We start from the raw sequence: 16593 nt of genomic DNA on the forward strand, positions 1-16593 counted from the left end.
CTGAGCATACTTTCAACTATATTCGCAAGAATATAAGCCCCCTTCACATTGATGCTGTTTTGGTTACTCGTCCCCGCTAAGTAGGTATATGATCCCCAAGGTTACACCTCTTTAAAGTAATACCCATTTGAAATGTATCGTCTCCGCCTCTTTCTCGTGATGCTCTGCTTGCCGCTTGTAGCATCGCTTTTGGCTCAGTCGCTTGCCGAGCGGCTTGATCCAATACTGGCCAGTCCTCGGGATTCACATCAAATGAGGAAGTTTCGCAATCTCCATAAGGAACTAATAAATACTGGTGAGATAGTACATGATACGCTGTTTGAGCGGGCATTGGCATTGGCTCATGAGCTGCATGACACCTTGAGCCTGACCGTTCTTCATGCAAACCAAAGCGTGTACAACCTGAACATGGGCGAGGTGGGAAAAGGCTTAGTCAACATAGACGAAGCCATTAAATACGCAATTGCAAGTAACCAGGCCGATTGGCTACCGTTTTCTTATACTGTTAAGATGGAATTGTTGATGGTCGGAGGGAATACTAAAGAATCTGCCGAACTTGCTTCCGCCCAGGCAAAAGAATATCACAAGACTGGAGACTTTTACAATGAGGCTGAAGCCTATCAGTTGCTATCTAAGATAAGTGCCAGCTTAGGAAATTATGAGTTGACGATGATGTATGATTCAATCGCTATCGCACTAGCGCGACAAATTAATAATCCGGGCCTCTTAGCGTCAATTCTTTGCTCCTCGTCAGATAATTACAACCTTTTAGGTTATCCGGAAAAAGGCTTGCTCTTGGCTGAGGAAGCATTAGTAGTCGCAGAAGAAAATAAGCTGGAATTTGAAATTGGTAACTTACTTAATTCGCGTGCGGTAGCGAATACCGCGCTGGGAAACTATGCCGAAGCACTTAAAGATCATGAATTACTTAAGGAGCTGGAAGGAGATCAGGGATATAGTTGGTGGATGATTGGCAGGGGAATACTACTGCAGCGAATTGGCCGTCACGAAGAAGCTCGAAAACTGTTGTTGGAGGCGGTCCAGTTGATTAAAGCAACTTCAAACAACCCCCTGGAGCTTAAAAGGTGTTATCAGGCTTTGCAAACGGTGGGCCTGAATCAGGCACAATACGATAGCGTTGCCTGGTACGGCAAACTGATGGAGACGGAGCAAGACTCGCTACAGACGGCGAAAAACATCAGGAACCTCCTTGAGCTCGAAGAAAAATATAAGGCTGAAGAAAAGGAAGCGGAAATTCGGCTGCAACAGGAACAACTTGCCCGTCAGGCGCAGGAAGAACAACTTGCCCGTCAGAGAGTAAAACTTTACGCAACGGCTTGCGGGCTGTTACTAGCGCTTATTATGGGAATCATCTTCTTCCGCCTCAGCCAAAGGCTGGAAAAGAGCAACCTTGAAAAAGAGCAACTGCTGTCGGAAAAGGAAACCCTGATCGGTGAAATTCATCACCGGGTGAAGAATAACTTGCAGGTCGTTTCCAGTCTGTTGCAATTGCAGCGCCGTGGTTTGGATTCCGACGATGAGAAGGGCCAAGAAGCCCTGCTGGAGAGTCAGAGTAGGGTAGGAGCCATGGGGCTTATTCACATAAAACTGTATCAGGGCAAGGAGGTCACTTCAGTACACATGCCGGAATACCTCGAAGACCTGGGGGAAACCTTGCTCGATGCCTATCGGCTGGAAGAACAAGTGGAAATATTCTACGACGTAGCAGACATTAACCTGAAAGTAGATATTGCCATCCATCTCGGACTCATCATCAATGAACTGGTAACGAATGCGATGAAATACGCTTTCCCCAAAGGACAAGAAGGAACAATCGAGATTGCTTTGTATCGAGAAAATGATCAGCTTCTCCTGGTGGTGGCCGATAACGGAGTGGGAACTGCTGGTGCGAAAAAACGCGCTGACAGTACTTCTTTTGGCAGTAATCTGATAAGGCTGCTGACTAAAAAACTTAAGGGAGAGATCAAGGTACTGGAGGGGCAGGGGTACGGAGTTGAAATACGGTTTCCGGAACAAGGACTGGTAAACGATTGACTTTGCTCTCATCTATTGATCAGTAACTGGATTTATGCGCATAGAAAAACATTGACTTAAATGAATCGACTTATTTTCCTCTTCTTGATGTCTTGCTTGCCAATGGCGGCGTCGCTTTTTGGTCAATCGCTAACGGAGCGGCTTGATTCAGTACTCGCCAGCCCGCGGGATACACATCAGGTCCGGGCGTTGGTTGAATTGTCAGATAGTTACGCACTCAAGATGATGGAAGTACCCGACATCTTATTTGAGCGGGGCCTGGAGCTGGCCCACGATTTAAACGATAACCGGGGTCTGGCAGCCCTTTACACGGGGCGCTATCTCTATTATTTGAATGGGGGAGAAGTAACAAAAGGCCTGGAAAATGTAGCTCAGGCCAGGAAGTATGCCCGCGCGAGTGGGCAAGATGGGCTGGCACGCTACGCCTCTATAGACGAGGTAATCCTTTTAATGGTCGGCGGAGATACCGAAGAGGCTGCTGGAAGAGCTTCGGAACTGGTTAAGGAGTTCCATGCCTCCGGAGATTTAATTGGTGAAACCGAAGCTTATGGTTTACTATCTACCTTGAGTTCCAGTGTTGGGAATTATACGCTCGCGATAGCTTATGACTCCACCGCCATCGAACTGGCCCGGCTTAGTGGTTTACCAATGACCTTAAGCCGGGCCCTACTGGCCGCATCAGTAAACCGAAGCCTTTTGGGCGATCCGGAAGGTGCCTTAAAGCTGGCGGAGGAATCATTGGCGATTGCGCGGGAAGAAGATAATAAGTTCGGTATAGAGAACGCGTTGGGCGCGCGGGCGGAGGCAAATACCTCATTGGGAAACTATGCAAGGGCAATGGAAGATTACAACCTGCTTACGGTAGGCGAAGGCAATCAGAAAATAACCTGGCAAATGACAAGCAAAGGCTTACTTCTACAGCGAATAGGTCGCCACAACGAAGCCCGGGCATTGCTGCTGGAGGCTGAAAACATAATCAAATCCACCTCAAATGACCCAATGGAGCTCAAGAGATGTTACGAGGCCTTGCAAACAGTAGGGCTGAATCAGGTACAGTACGATACGGTGACCTGGTACAGTAAGCTGATGGATGCGCAACAAGATTCATTACAGGCTGCTGAAAACATCAAAAATCTTTTTGAACTCAAGAAAAAATATAAGACGGAAGAAAAAGAAGCAGAAATCCGTCTGCAGCAAGTGCAACTTGCTCGTCAGCAAATTAAACTTTACGCAACGATTTGTGGACTGTTACTAGCGCTTGTCATGGGAATCGTGTTCTTCCGTCTCAGCCAAGGGCTGAAAAAAAGCAACTTTGAAAAGGAGCAACTGCTGACGGATAAGGAAACCCTGATCGGGGAAATTCATCACCGGGTAAAGAACAACCTGCAGGTCGTCTCCAGTTTACTGCAAATACAGCGTCGCGGATTAAAATCTGACGACGAGAAAGGCCGCGAAGCCCTGCTGGAGAGCCAGAGTAGGGTTAGTGCCATGGGGCTGATTCACAATAAACTATATCAAGGGAAGGAGGTCACCTCAGTTCACATGCCCGAATATCTTAAAGACCTGGGAGAAACCCTACTTGATGCCTACCGGTTGGAGGAACAAGTGGAAATATTTTTTGACGTAGCAGATATAAGGCTGGACGTAGATAACGCGATTCCCCTGGGGCTCATCATAAATGAGCTAGTAACCAATTCCCTTAAATATGCTTTTCCTAAAGGCCGTGAGGGAACTATTGAAATTGCACTGCACCGTGATAATGGTCGGGTGCGGCTGGAAGTAACCGATAACGGGGTAGGAAGCGCGGCGGCAGAAAACCGTACCGACAGTACTTCCTATGGTACGAACCTGATCGGACTACTTACTAAAAAACTTAAGGGAGAGATCAAAATACTTAACGGCAAGGGATACGGTGTTGAAATACGATTCCCGGAACAAAGGCTGGTGAACAATTAAATACGCCTCATTTTATGGATCAGCACCCGGACTTATGCGTTTCGAAAAACAACGTCTAAAATGTATCGTACTTTTCTCCTTCTTTTGATGTTTTGCTTACCGCTGACCGCGTCGCTATCCGCACAAGCGTTCCCTGGACGGCTTGATTCAATACTGGCCACCCCTCGGGATACTCATCACCTGGAGCGCCTTAACGAACTCCTTACGGACCTGATTAATGTTGGTGATTTAGTGCCTGATACATTGTTTGAGCAGGCAATTGCATTAGCTCATGAGTTGGAAGATCCCTGGAGCCTGGCCCTTATTTATTCGAATCGTAGCGTGTATAACCTCAACACCGGCAAGGTGGAAAAAGGCCTGGCATACATTGAAGAAGGTATTAAATACGCTATTGAAAGTAATCAGCTGTTCTTGTTAGCAGAATCCTACGCGACTAAGATAGAGCTGTTGATGGTTGGGGGATACACTAAAGAATCTGCTGAACTGGCTTCCGCTCTGGCCAAAAAATATCATGACTCGGGAGACTTATATGACGAGGCCAGGATATATCAGATGATGTCTGGTATAAGTTCGAGCTTAGGTAATTACGAATTGACGATGATCTATGATTCTACTGCCATCGCACTGGCGCGTCAAAGCGAATATGTTGACATCCTGGCCTCAGTTCTCTGCTCTGCGTCGGACAACCTTACCTTTTTAGGCTATCCGGAAAAGGGCTTGCGTCTGGCGGAGGAAGCACTAAAGATAACAGAAGAATATGAGTTGGACCTTGAAATGGGGAACATATTAAGTGCGCGCGCGGACGCTAATACTGCGTTGGGAAATTATACCGAAGCACTTAAAGATTATGAAATTCTGAAGGCCATGGAAGGTGACCAGAAATACGCTTGGTGGATGATCAGCAGAGGCATATTATTACAGCGAATTGGTCGCCATGATGAAGCTCGGAATATACTATTGGAAGCAGCCAGGCTAGTCAAAGAAACCTCGAACAACCCCGTAGAACTTAAAAGAATTTACCAAGCCTTGCGGACAACTGGTCTGAACCAGTCTCAGTACGATAGTGTAGCCTGGTATGGTAAACTGATGGAAGCTGAGCAAGATTCATTACAGGCTGCGGAAAACATCAAAAATCTTCTGGAACTCGAAAAAAAGTACAAGACGGAAGAGAAGGAAGCCGAAATCCTTCTTCAGAAAGAACAACTGGCTCGTCAGAAAATTATTCTTTACGTAACAATTTTTGGGCTCCTGCTTGCACTGGTAACGGGAATCACCTTCTTCTTCCTCAGCCGGCAGCTGAAAAAGCGTAACCTTGAAAAAGAACAATTGCTAACGGACAAGGAAGTCCTGATCGGGGAAATTCACCATCGGGTGAAGAACAACCTGCAGGTCGTTTCCAGTTTGTTGCAAATACAACGTCGTGGCCTGGAGTCCGGCGACGACAAAGGCCACGAAGCCCTGTTGGAAAGCCAGAGTAGGGTAAGTGCGATGGGGCTGATTCACAATAAGTTGTATCAAGGAACAGAGGTCACCTCAGTACATATGCCCGAATACCTCAAAGACCTGGGCGAAACACTGCTCGATGCCTACCGGCTGGAAGAGCAGGTGGAAATATTTTATGACGTAGCAGATTTGAGGCTTGACGTTGATAAAGCCATTCCCCTCGGGCTCATCATCAATGAGTTAGTAACCAATTCCCTTAAGTATGCTTTTCCTGAAGGACGGGAAGGAACAATTGAGATCGCATTACATCGTGAGGAAGGTCGGCTGAGGTTGGAGGTATCCGATGATGGTGTGGGGAGCGGCGCAGCGAAAAAACGGGCCGACGGTACTTCTTACGGTACAAACCTTATTGGATTACTGACCAGGAAACTGAAAGGGTCATTACGAATGCTCGAAGGTAGTGGCTACGGCGTAGAGATTGTCTTCTCAGAATAAGTGCCTACATCTTATTAACCAATACCAGGATCTCCGCACGTTTCGACCTACTCAGGGGCACTTTATGCTTGTCAAGAAATACATAGAGTTCGCTGATCTCCGTAATCCGGTTCAGGTTTACTACGTAAGAACGGTGGCAACGAAAGAAAGGCGATTCCGCAGGCAACTGAGCGCTGATTTTCTTTAAGGTCTTTGTAGCCAGGTACTCCTTGTCTTTGGTGTACACCTTGCAATAATAATCGTCAGCTTCAAGGTAGAGTATGTCGGTGAACATCAGGCGGACTAACCTTTCTTTAACCTTGATGAAGAGGCGATCCTGCGTCGCCTGAACTGAATCTTCTTTTGCAAAGGCAACCGGCAACTGTTCGGAAGAAGCTCTCCCTATGGCCAGCTCAATCGCATGGACCAGGTCCCGGCCCCGATAAGGCTTGGAGAGGAAGGCCTGAGGCCGCGCCTGGCGCGCACGGCGAAACATGGCGTCGTCAGAATTACTGGTCAGAAAAACCAACGATGCATTGGTCGTTTTGCGCAGCAGTAAGGCAGTCTCTATTCCGTCAAGCTTGCCGGCCAACTTAATGTCCATCAAAATCAGGTCCGGGACTTGATTATTCACTTTTAATATAGCTCCTTCACCACTATCTACGTTGGCCATTACCTGGTAACCGAGCTCGGTCAACCGGTCCTGTAGGTCGGCAGCGATAATGGGCTCATCTTCTACAATGAGGATGTTTTTCTTTTTCATGGGTTTTTGCTAACGACAATACTTTGAATTCTTATGAACACGCCATTCGGCAGATTTTCGTCTCTGGAAAAAATCGAAAGCCTGGATAATCGCTTGAAGTTACAAGGTATTTATCGAGCTTGTTATTTCCGCAGACAAAAAAACCGGAGCAGGCCTGTAGCCTGCTCCGGTAAAAGTACTGTTCAAAATGTGTGTCTCAAAAAAATCAAATTCAATTTAATAGAAAACTATATTATCTATGTTGTCCTGTTATCGCAAAAATAAGCCGACGGTAGCGTTGCTTGCTATCGTTTTAAGTCAAGAGGCATAAATAGTCAGGGAACGGTCGCTTTCTTCAGGTAAGGCTGATTTGCCGGCACTCGGGGAATCAGCTTCCCAACTCTCCGGCGTGCCAGGAAAATAAAACGCCCGCCCTCCATAATGGAGAGGCGGGCGCTCATAATTACAGTGCTAATAACTTATTATCGCTTAACGACGATCCGCTGGGCCACGGTAGTTCCGTTTATGGTGCCACCGAAAATATAGAGGCCATTTGGAATGTCGCCAAGGCGAACCCGTAGGCGGCTGCCGGAGATTTCCGTGCGGACGGGCAGGCGCTGGCCACGCACATTAAGCAGGTAAATATGGTCAACGGCTTTGATGTCTGTATCCCAGTTCAGGTCCGTGTAATCCACAGCAGGATTAGGGGAGAGTTGGGCGGTGAACGCAGGTGCAGTCAATAGTTCCGTTGGAGGAGCAGTATTCTTAGCCAGCGGCGCAGCGGCAGGTTCAATTCCCCACACCAGACTGCCGTTGAGGTAGGCCGTAATGTTCAGGTTGACCAGTGAGTTGTTGCCTGTAGCCTGGTAAGAGTGGTCATCCGTCTCGTCAAAGTTAGACCAGTTATCCTTCGCCAACCGGAACTTCATCTGTCCCGTTTCACTGCCGGCACCCAACTGGCCAAGACTGGCATCGAATCCGACTTCAAGGTAACGTGAACCGCCCGTCAGGTCACCAGCGTCAACGATTTGACGGGTGACGTTAGCAGCACCCAATACGGCGTAATCCAGGTTAGGGGTTACGGTCGACGTGCCTTCCGGTGTAAACCAGTAACGTAAGGTTAGGTCAGCATAATCGACGGGTACATTGCCATCGTTCACCAGATTCAGCTCCGGTTTGATGGTGTTGTTACCGGCGTTGTCCGTATTCTTATGCATTGCCTTCAGGCTTACCACCGGCGCTACGGGCGTAGGCTCGGTACCCCAGATCAGTTCCCCGTTGCGGTAAAGGGTAATTGTGGTGGTTTCTACGAAACTGTTGCCGTTGGCAACGCTGTAATCATCCGTCTCGTCAAAGTTCGTCCAGTTAGCCTTCGTGATGCGGGTTTTGATGTCGCCGGTATTACCGTTGGCCGGCACCTCGAAGGAGGTATTGAAACTCATCTCCAGGTAATGGTCGGCGCCGGTGTAGGGGCCATCCAGAGCGACGAAGGATCCCGAGACATCGTTGGTGCCCAGAGCGGCGTAGTCGACCCAGAAATTCAGCGGCGCCAGGTTCTCTGCCGTAAACCAGTACCTTACGGTAATGTCGTTCAGGCCAACGGGCATATCCGATTCGTTGCGCAGTTGGAGGCGCGGGGCAATCTTGTTATTGGTTGGCTTGTTGTTGTCGCCGTTCCGGTAATCGACTACCAGGAAGGGAGCGGTCACCGTTGCCGGATCAGAGAAACAGGAGGTCGTGTTGGCGGTTAGCAGGGCAGCAACGCGGTAAGCGTAGTCCGTGCCGGCAGTAACCGTAGCATCGGTGTAGTTCGTATCAGTTACCGTGGCCAGGGTAGCGAAGGGTGCGCCGTCTTCACTGCGCTCCACCACAAACCCTGCACCTGCGCCCCCGCCCAGATCGGTCCACGAAAGCGCAATCTCCGTCACGGAAACGCCCGTTGCCGTGAGATTGGCGACCGCCTGAAGGTCAAAATTCAGCTCCAGGTCATCGCCTACACTCAGTGTGTCCACAACTAATGGCACACCACCTTTACTGATCATCAGCGGCTGGTCTACGTTGGAGGCTACGTTGAAGAAACTTACCGTACCATCGGCCTGCGGAAACTTGTGCTCACCGTTGAAGCTGACCAGTACGTCGGTCAGGTCATCGTCGCAGTTCACGACGTTCATCAGTACCCGGTAGGGCGTGGTCTCGCTGGCAAAATTGAACTGGATCTCCGACCAGTCATTGATGCCGATCACGGATTTGTATGAGTCGAGCACAGCGTCTTCGTTGGCGGTGCCAGCAGCTTCCCACACAAACCAACTTGGCTTTTTCACGTTGAAGGAATCCGGGCGTATGGTGCTACCGGTCCACAGGCCGAAGAGCAAACCACCCTCGAAAGGGTTATCTACCCAGCGGTGGTACTGGATGTTCTCGATGGCGGAAAGCCGCTGGTCGGTCTTTTTCCAAAAGTAAGCCAAAGCGGCAGCCTGACGCTCTTGGGTGAAGGCGGGGCTGGTGGCCGTATTACTACTGAAACCATTCTCCGACAGGAGGATCGTCCGCACCTTTTTGCCGTTATACAACCAGCTTTCCTGGCGTACAAAAGCGTCGATTACCTCCAGGTTACGGGGCGTGATCTGGGCGGCGTTGAAGTTGAGCGGAGTGGCGCTGATGGCGTCGTTCCAAACGGCGGGGTTGCGTAGGTTGGTGGGGTAGGAGTGCCAGCCGATGCCCCACTCGTAATCGCCTTCCAGCTTCATAAGATTGTTGATGGTGGTCAGGATCTCCTTGGAGCGGAAATTAGGGCCGTTCTCGCCACCTACCTTACTGGCAAAGTGTTTGGTGTAGGAACCGAAGACCTTCGCCGTCGGGTTGTATTTACGGGCCGTGAAGTGAACCATGCGCATGCTGCGGTCGTAGATCTGGGAGTAGAGCGGCGCGGGCTTCTCGCCGGCGTGCGTCCAGCTCGTATGAGCGTCTACCTCATTGTGGATGATCCACTGGTCCAGGCGGCCGTAAAGCCCATCGGGGCGGGAGTAGCGCTTCGCAAGAAAGTCAACCAACATCGTGTAATGCTCAATGCCTCGGGCATCGGTAACGTTGGCCATGCTGTACAGGCCGAGGCTGGCGTCCGGGTGAGTAAAGATGCTATCGAGCAGCGGGTTGGTGAAGTTGATCGGAATCAGCAACACGAAGGAAGTCTTGATGCCTGCGTCGGTACAAGCTTTGATCCGGCTGTCAAGGTTATTGACGAAGTTCTGGTTAATGTTGTACGTCTTACCGTTGAACTCGTGGGTCGTCGTACTGGCATTAGGGTTGGCCGCAAAAACACCGTTGAGGATCAGGTTGATCTTCATGCTGGTAATGCCCAGATCGGTCAGGTCATCGAAATTAGAAAGGGTGTTGGGGGTCAGGCCGTCGAGTCCTTTCTGACTGGCGGCTTTCTCTTCCGCCAGGTTATTTTCGGCCGCGTAGGTAATGTCCGTCGCCCAGCTCATGGGAGAGGTCTTGGTGTAGGTCCCGTCGCCGTCGTCTGTCACTACGGCCCAGCGGGCGTAAAGGCGGTCCTTGTTACGGTCGGCAAGTGCCGCGTAGCGTGGCTGTTGAACCGTGAAGGCTCCGTCTGTAACGGTGAGCGGCAGGACATTTTCGAAGGTTTCGAGGTTGAAACCATAGTCTTCGGGGTTGATCTCGGCCAGGAAATAAGGGCCGGCACCGGTTACTGTACCATTGATCGTGACCAGGGTGGAGTCCACCTTTACTTCCGTCACCTTATCGGCGTAGGTGCGGGTGCGGTACTGGTTGAACTGGAGGTTGATCGCTCGGCTGATGAACTTATCGCTGTTCTCTTCGTCGATCTTCTCTTGAGCCGTCGGCTTGCGGATAACAAGATTGCGGATGGAGATCTGCTTGCTGGCATTTTCGTTCTTGCCGAAGTCGAAACGGAAGTCATTGCGCTGCGTGGTCTGGAAGTTGTCGAGCAGTATACGGGGGTTGATCGTTCTGGTCGTCCAGTCCGTTGCGGCGGGTAACTCTCCGGTGTTCAGCAGCTGGCTGGCGTTGATGGGCGGGCCGAAGAAGATCTCCAGCACGTTGTACGAATCGTCCGATTTATATTCGAACTCGATGATGTAGGTGGAGTCGATATTGTAAAGCTCCGTGACGGTTTTGCTCCGGATCCAGGGGTCGTTACCGCTAGTGTTGAGCACGTACTCACCGGGAGCAGTTTCGGTGGCGTTCATGCCGCCGCTGCTGTTGTTAACGTCAAGTTCCAACGGCACCGTCTCCAGGATGACGGGAGGGACAATGGAGTTGGCCTCGGCGTTAGTCGGTTCGCGCAGGACGAGGTTGCTGACGGTAATGGTTTTGCCGGGCTGCCGGCCGAAGTCGAGCCGAAGTTTGTCCACGGCGCCATCAATCCAGTTCACGTCGCCTTCCTGCATGAAGCCGGTGAAGCGGGTCGTGGTGGCCGCTCCGGCCAGCGGGCCGAATTCGGACATCCGGGTGGGGGTCCAGGGATCGCCGAAAAAGACACGGAAGTCGTCGAGCGCGTCACCGGAATAGTCATACTGCAGCACGAAGGTCTGTTCCGGGTCGTAAGCGTCGGTGAAAGGGAGCGTAGCGATATAGGGGTCCGCGCCAGAGGTGGCGATGGTGAGGCTTCCGTCGCCGTTGTCCGTAACGGTGGTGGCATTGGCATTGATCTCGCCCGGATTCAGCGTCAGCGGAATAACCTCGGTAGCGGTCGGCGCACGAAGTTTGATGTTGCTGATTCGGATGCTCTGGCCAGCGCGCTTACTGATGTCGAAGCGGAAGGCCTGGTAGGGGCTCCCCCAGTTACTTACCTCATATTTCATGAAGGCCTTGAAGGTGCGGGCACCGTTGGGCGTGGCGGGCAGGTCTTCCCAGCTGGCTTTGCGTTGGGCGCTGATGGGCAGGCCGTAGAATATTTCTAAATCATCCAGGCCGGGCCCCGCGAAGTAATCGAAACTGATTACGTACACCTGACTCGGGTCATATGGGCCGGGCATGAAGGGGTTAACGGATATCTTGGCGTCATTCCCGGTGGTGGTAATGTCGTAGGTCCCAGGTACCGGCTCATTGATGTTCATCTGGCTGGCGCTGGCCAGGTTAAACGTCAGGTCGAAGGTTTGGGCGCGGACGCTGGTGCAGCAGAAGGTTAGAAAAAGCAGGGGTAAAAACAGTAAACATTTTTGCATGATAAAACGGGTTTATTTTGATTCCGTCGTAAAGTTGGGGGGCCAGGAAAGGGTAAGCGTCCTGTACTGTACGGGTCAGTTTAGCTTTTTCTCTATAGGAGATGTTGTATAAAAGGAAGGGGGATTGTTTCTTTAATTCGTTGTGTCTGAGGGCCCGCCGTCCAACAAATCTTCTTGGGCCCTGGCCAAAATTTACCTGATGGCTACGGTAGGCCTTGCCCGCTCGACTCCCACTTCGTTAAGCGCGCATGAGTACTCGAGTAGCGGACACACAAAAAATCGCCCGCTTCCGGAAAACGGAAACGGGCGAAGAGCAATGGTCGAGAAGTCTGTGGTAGCTCTATTCCGGCGCCAGTGCGAAAGAATTACTGATCGAACGCGCGAAAAAATTATGCGCGTGATGACCGTCCGTGTGCAAGCCCCGTACCGTAAGTACTTCTGAAAAGGCCGCTTTACCTCCACAGCCAATCAGTAAGTCATTTACGGAGAAGTTGGCACGATACTTACCATCGGCCCCAAGGGAATAAGGCGTTTTACTGCCGGATACCATGCCCCGGGCATCTCCCAGTGCAAAATGATTGGTGGTCGCCAGTCTCCGACCGCGCTCCAGATTGAAATTGAAAAGCGCGAAATCCTGCGGGTGGCTGGCCGTAAAGGTTAAGCCCACTTGCTGGTTGAGGTTCGCGTATTCCACGAAACCACAGTCCGTCATTGCGTCAGGGTCACCGTCCAGGCTAACGCCTTCGATGGCCATGGTCGGCGCACTCGTATCAATCCGCAGTTTGAAGCGGAAGCTGGAAGAGCTACCATCGGTAAGGATGAATGCACCGGGTGCAGCCATCGTTTCACTGGCGTCGGACGTGCTCGGAACCCGGTAAAAGTCAGGGCCTACTGCCGCAGGGGCACCACTTTCGTTGAGGAAGCGAATCTGAAATTCGTACAAACCGTCTCCATCGAGTCCGTTGGCATTCACTTGCCCGATGCGTACCCGGTCGTACCGTGTCCAACGCGCCAAAGGTTCGGTAGACGGTGGTATGCCGTCCACGCCGGGATCCTGGGGATCAAATGGCGGGATGCGGTAAACCTCCTCTCCACCTACGGTCAGCGGACCAAGAGAATAGCTGCCGTATTTAAAATCGAGTCCGTCCGGGCGCACGTGGGTCCGGCTTAATCCTCCACTATGCAAGGTTTTCCAACCAGCGTTTGGCGAGCCTGTTCCCGCAAGGGTAGGGGAGTGGACTTTCCGGTACCTGACCTGGAAGTAATGGACACCTGCCGCCGGCAGGGCACTGCCGAACTGAGCGATGAGCGGGAAGCTGCCCAAATAGGGCCGTAAGTGTTGCCCCGTCAGCAGGGGGCTGTAGCTCCCCAGTCCGCCAGTGGCGTAATTGGTGAGGCCCACCGTCCGAAAATTAGCGTTGCCCGGCACGGGTATGGTCCGGTTGAAGGTCTGCTCGATTGCCAGCGGAGAGACGCTGTGCCCAACTGCCCTAATGGCTACGGAAGTACCGATCAGCCCGACGCCACAAACGGGCGGGATGCGATTGTTTCGCAGCTGTACGTCGAGATCGCTGGCACAATCGTGGTTCCACCGGGTATAGCAGGAAAGGTGCGGACGGTAAACCGTTTCCGTACCGGTAGTGAAAGGATATTCGATCCAGATATAAATATCGGGAGCAGTCTCCTGGTGCCAGAAACAGGCTTCGTAGCGGCCATTGTTATCGGTTTCCACTACGGCAACTTCATCACAGCGATAAATGTAAGGCCAGATGTAAGGGAAAAAGCAGAAGTAAGGGCGGAGGAGTTGAAACTCATCCACCAGCAGCCGGCGGAAATCAGTGCCGGGGAGATTGGGGAGCTGGATTTGCAGGTTTTGTAAACGACCGAGGTCTGCTGCGTTTGCCAGCTGTATCGGTGGATCTGGCTGTGGGTTGAAACCGACTTCTTCCAGTCCCAGGTTAAAGCCTGAACTACCCGGTGGCTCCGGCTGGGGATCAAACCCGGCGGCGGCTACTGACAGGTTAAGAGAAGGAGGTGCTGGTTGGGGGTTTAGCCGTAAACGGTTGAAGGGGGGATCGGGGAACGGAGGTTGCGGCCGGGGAATGCGCTCGATCAGCCCGTAACGCAGCCGATCAAGGAGGTGTTCCGGAATTCGTTCGATCCAGAGACGGATACGGTCTACTTCGCAAATGTGAACGGTGGCATTACAGACCGGGTAGGTCTCGAAGCTGCCTTCCACACTGGCACGGTTGGTAATACGACCGCGAACGCAGCATCGCTTCCAGAACCAGCGTAAGGTGAGGCTGTCGGGGATGATGCCCAGTCGCACACCGCCGTCATCCGTCAGGTTAAGCCGGGGTTCGAAGGTGGTGAGATCAGCGACCTGCTCCAGGCTGAGGGTTTCCAATGGGAGCCCGTCGTCGGGTTCAGGAAGGACGAAGACGCGGGAGCGGCGTAGCTCGGCCGGCTTCAGTTTGAAGTAGGCTACTCCTTCATCGATCTCGCCCTGGGCGAGAAGCTTGCCCTTGCGGTCGAAGGCCAGGGCAATAAGGCGTTGGTCAGGAGTGGTGGGAGGTTGGTGACAATCGGTTTGGCGTAACATAAGGAATCGGTTTGTTTATCACTAAATTCGGTGGTTTTGCCATCCGTTACGCTATAACTTTAGTTTTAACACGTAAAAATCCGCCTTCCCATCGGGAGGGCGGATGCTCAATATATTGCCAGGGCAAATGCGAATCAAGGGCTAAAATGAGCACTTACTTATTGACACAGTCGCCCCAACAATCAATTATTCTCTCCTTCAATTATTTGCCGAATCCCAGGTTGATTGTAAAATAGAGACACTCACTTTAGCGCCTGATCAGCGTTGCGGGTATAAAATATTTTACTCCGCCACCACCACACGCAGCGAGGCCACTTTCCCCTCACTAATCAGCCGGATAAAGTAAATCCCCGAAGAAATATCCGCCGGTAGTTGCCACGGCATGGAATGGTTTCCAACCTGAAGTTGTCCAGACGGTAGTGGAAGATCACGAACGAGTACACCCCGGAGGTCATACAGCCCGGCGGTCAGCTTAAGGGGCGTGTCCAGCTCCATCTCTAACCGGAACGCCGCACCAGCACGAATGGGGTTTGGGAATACGCGTGCCTGCAGCCTCAGGCTGGAGACGACCGGCCGAAAAATGCTGACCGGTGGCTCCCCCGGACCGAGGTAAAAAGGTTCCCTGCCAACCAAAGGGTCGGTGGCTGCGAAGTACACCCGTTCCCGGAAGGTGAAGAAATTTCCGGGGTTGCTGCCTTCCGTTCCAGGTACCTGATCCGAGACCAGTACGGTGCCGGCTTCGGTACCATCGGTGACGAACAGTTCGTACACAAATTCTCCATCGGCTGCGGTGCCGTCGGCACCGGCGTAATACACCAATGAGTCCTGGTAAACGTGAAAACTCTCCGCACTAACGTTGGGGAAGACACCGTCGTTCGGGCCAGCGTAGAGGTCAGTGATGGGGTGTGTGCCCCCGGAGGTGCCGTCAGAAATCCACAGTTCCGTGCCGTTGGCGTTCCGGGCTTTGAAGACGATTCGTCCGTTGCCAAAGGGCTTTAGGATTTGCGGGAAGATGTCCGTAGGGCCCATTACTTCGGGTTCGCCGACGTGGTTGTATCGCATCAGTTCCAGGCCATCCGCGCCCTCGGTCTGGGCAACGTAAAACAGGGTGCCGTCTGCGTCGACAAAGTACCGGGGATCGCTGCTGTCCGTTGATCCTCCTCCTTCACCGATCAGCTCGATGGCGCTTCCCCGTTCTGGTCTCATCCTGCGTACCTCCCGGCCAGAGCCCGGTGCCAGGGCAGAGAAGTAAATAAAACCACCGCTGGCGGTAAAGAAGGCCGCGCCACTGTTTTGGGGGCCGGGGTTCATATCGGCGATCATCCAGGTACCCTCCGGGGTACCGTCGGTACGCCAGGGTTCTACGCCTGCGTCTGGGGTGTAACCCGCGAAATAAAGGATGGAGTCGACTACGGTGGGTTCTCCTCCCGCATAGCCGTCGCCATCGGGATTCACATCAGCGATCAAACGGGTTCCCGCTGCGGTACCATCGGTGCGCCATAGCTCTGTTCCGTGCGTGATGGTCAGGCCGGAAAAAAGTAAGAGGGTATCCAGCACAAAGAAGTCTTTTGGGTCGAGAGGAAAGGTAGCTGACCCCGCTTCGCTGGCAAAAACCAGTTCAGTACCTTCTGCCGTACCGTCGGTGACCCACAGGCCGATCGTGGCTTGTCCGCCTGCAAAGTCCGTCCCGGCAAAATATACCCGCCCCTGGAAGTGGATCATCTGGCCCTGAGCTGTAACGGTTCCAACTTTATTGGTCCCTGCCTCGGTTCCGTCACTGACGTGTAAGTTGCCTAGCTCGAAGCCTGAAACGAAGCCCTGGAAGACGAACTCTGTGTCGTTGAGGCGCGTAAATTCTATTGGGCTGGAGCTTCCGAGTTCGGTGGTGCCGAGGAGCGAGTCCTGCCCGATATTGCGCAAAAGAGTTTGGGCCGTAATTGGTGCACTAAGGGAAAAAAAGAGCAGTAATAAGGTTGGAAAGTATGGGTAACGGGTGAGCATCATTAATTCTTAGGGTGAGCGTTGTGTGCTCGGCTGAGGGTATGCCTCCTGGCCTGCACTTGAGAACTACCCTGCAAGTTCTGCTCGTTGGGGGTTGAGGTCAATCCCTCATA

Annotated in this window: 7 protein-coding genes; 3 read left to right on the forward strand and 4 right to left on the reverse strand. The window is 52.1% G+C overall.

Going from position 1 to position 16593, the window contains the following annotated elements; translation table 11 throughout:
- Positions 1-132 precede the first annotated feature (132 nt).
- The 3 genes from B036_RS32675 to B036_RS32685 are packed head-to-tail and all read left to right on the forward strand — an operon-like array spanning position 133 to position 5949.
- The gene (locus tag B036_RS32675) at positions 133-2055 is read left to right on the forward strand and encodes a histidine kinase dimerization/phosphoacceptor domain -containing protein (RefSeq protein ID WP_245557509.1); all 1923 of its coding nucleotides are present in this window, start codon (positions 133-135) and stop codon (positions 2053-2055) included.
- Between the two features lie 60 nt (positions 2056-2115).
- On the forward strand, positions 2116-4011 hold the full coding sequence (locus tag B036_RS32680) for a sensor histidine kinase (protein ID WP_026232345.1): 1896 nt from the start codon (positions 2116-2118) through the stop codon (positions 4009-4011).
- A gap of 60 nt (positions 4012-4071) precedes the next feature.
- A complete protein-coding gene (locus B036_RS32685; protein WP_052334003.1) occupies positions 4072-5949 on the forward strand; it encodes a sensor histidine kinase in 1878 nt (625 codons plus the stop codon).
- A gap of 4 nt (positions 5950-5953) precedes the next feature.
- Here B036_RS32685 and B036_RS0125300 read toward each other — a convergent pair whose 3' ends face one another.
- The 4 genes from B036_RS0125300 to B036_RS0125320 all read right to left on the reverse strand — a co-directional run bounded on the left by B036_RS0125300 (position 5954) and on the right by B036_RS0125320 (position 16483).
- Positions 5954-6691, reverse strand: a complete 738-nt coding sequence (locus B036_RS0125300) for a LytR/AlgR family response regulator transcription factor (protein WP_020571534.1) — start codon at positions 6689-6691, stop codon at positions 5954-5956.
- Positions 6692-7152: 461 nt separating this feature from the next.
- Positions 7153-11877 carry a DUF5722 domain-containing protein gene (locus tag B036_RS0125310; protein ID WP_020571535.1) on the reverse strand — a complete coding sequence of 1575 codons (4725 nt, stop codon included), beginning with the start codon at positions 11875-11877 and terminating at the stop codon, positions 7153-7155.
- Positions 11878-12217: 340 nt separating this feature from the next.
- A complete protein-coding gene (locus B036_RS0125315; RefSeq protein WP_020571536.1) occupies positions 12218-14479 on the reverse strand; it encodes a hypothetical protein in 2262 nt (753 codons plus the stop codon).
- Between the two features lie 282 nt (positions 14480-14761).
- On the reverse strand, positions 14762-16483 hold the full coding sequence (locus tag B036_RS0125320; RefSeq protein ID WP_083926323.1) for a T9SS type A sorting domain-containing protein: 1722 nt from the start codon (positions 16481-16483) through the stop codon (positions 14762-14764).
- Between the last annotated feature and the right edge of the window lie 110 nt (positions 16484-16593).

Origin of the sequence: Neolewinella persica DSM 23188 (genome assembly GCF_000373105.1) — a bacterium.
Taxonomy (GTDB): domain Bacteria; phylum Bacteroidota; class Bacteroidia; order Chitinophagales; family Saprospiraceae; genus Neolewinella; species Neolewinella persica.

What these genes read in the sequence shown, in the direction of transcription:
- B036_RS32675 (WP_245557509.1), top strand. Translation starts at nt 133, where the DNA reads ATGTATCGTCTCCGCCTCTTTCTCGTGATGCTCTGCTTGCCGCTTGTA.
- B036_RS32680 (WP_026232345.1), top strand. Translation starts at nt 2,116, where the DNA reads ATGAATCGACTTATTTTCCTCTTCTTGATGTCTTGCTTGCCAATGGCG.
- B036_RS32685 (WP_052334003.1), top strand. Translation starts at nt 4,072, where the DNA reads ATGTATCGTACTTTTCTCCTTCTTTTGATGTTTTGCTTACCGCTGACC.
- B036_RS0125300 (WP_020571534.1), bottom strand. Translation starts at nt 6,691, where the DNA reads ATGAAAAAGAAAAACATCCTCATTGTAGAAGATGAGCCCATTATCGCT.
- B036_RS0125310 (WP_020571535.1), bottom strand. Translation starts at nt 11,877, where the DNA reads ATGCAAAAATGTTTACTGTTTTTACCCCTGCTTTTTCTAACCTTCTGC.
- B036_RS0125315 (WP_020571536.1), bottom strand. Translation starts at nt 14,479, where the DNA reads ATGTTACGCCAAACCGATTGTCACCAACCTCCCACCACTCCTGACCAA.
- B036_RS0125320 (WP_083926323.1), bottom strand. Translation starts at nt 16,483, where the DNA reads ATGATGCTCACCCGTTACCCATACTTTCCAACCTTATTACTGCTCTTT.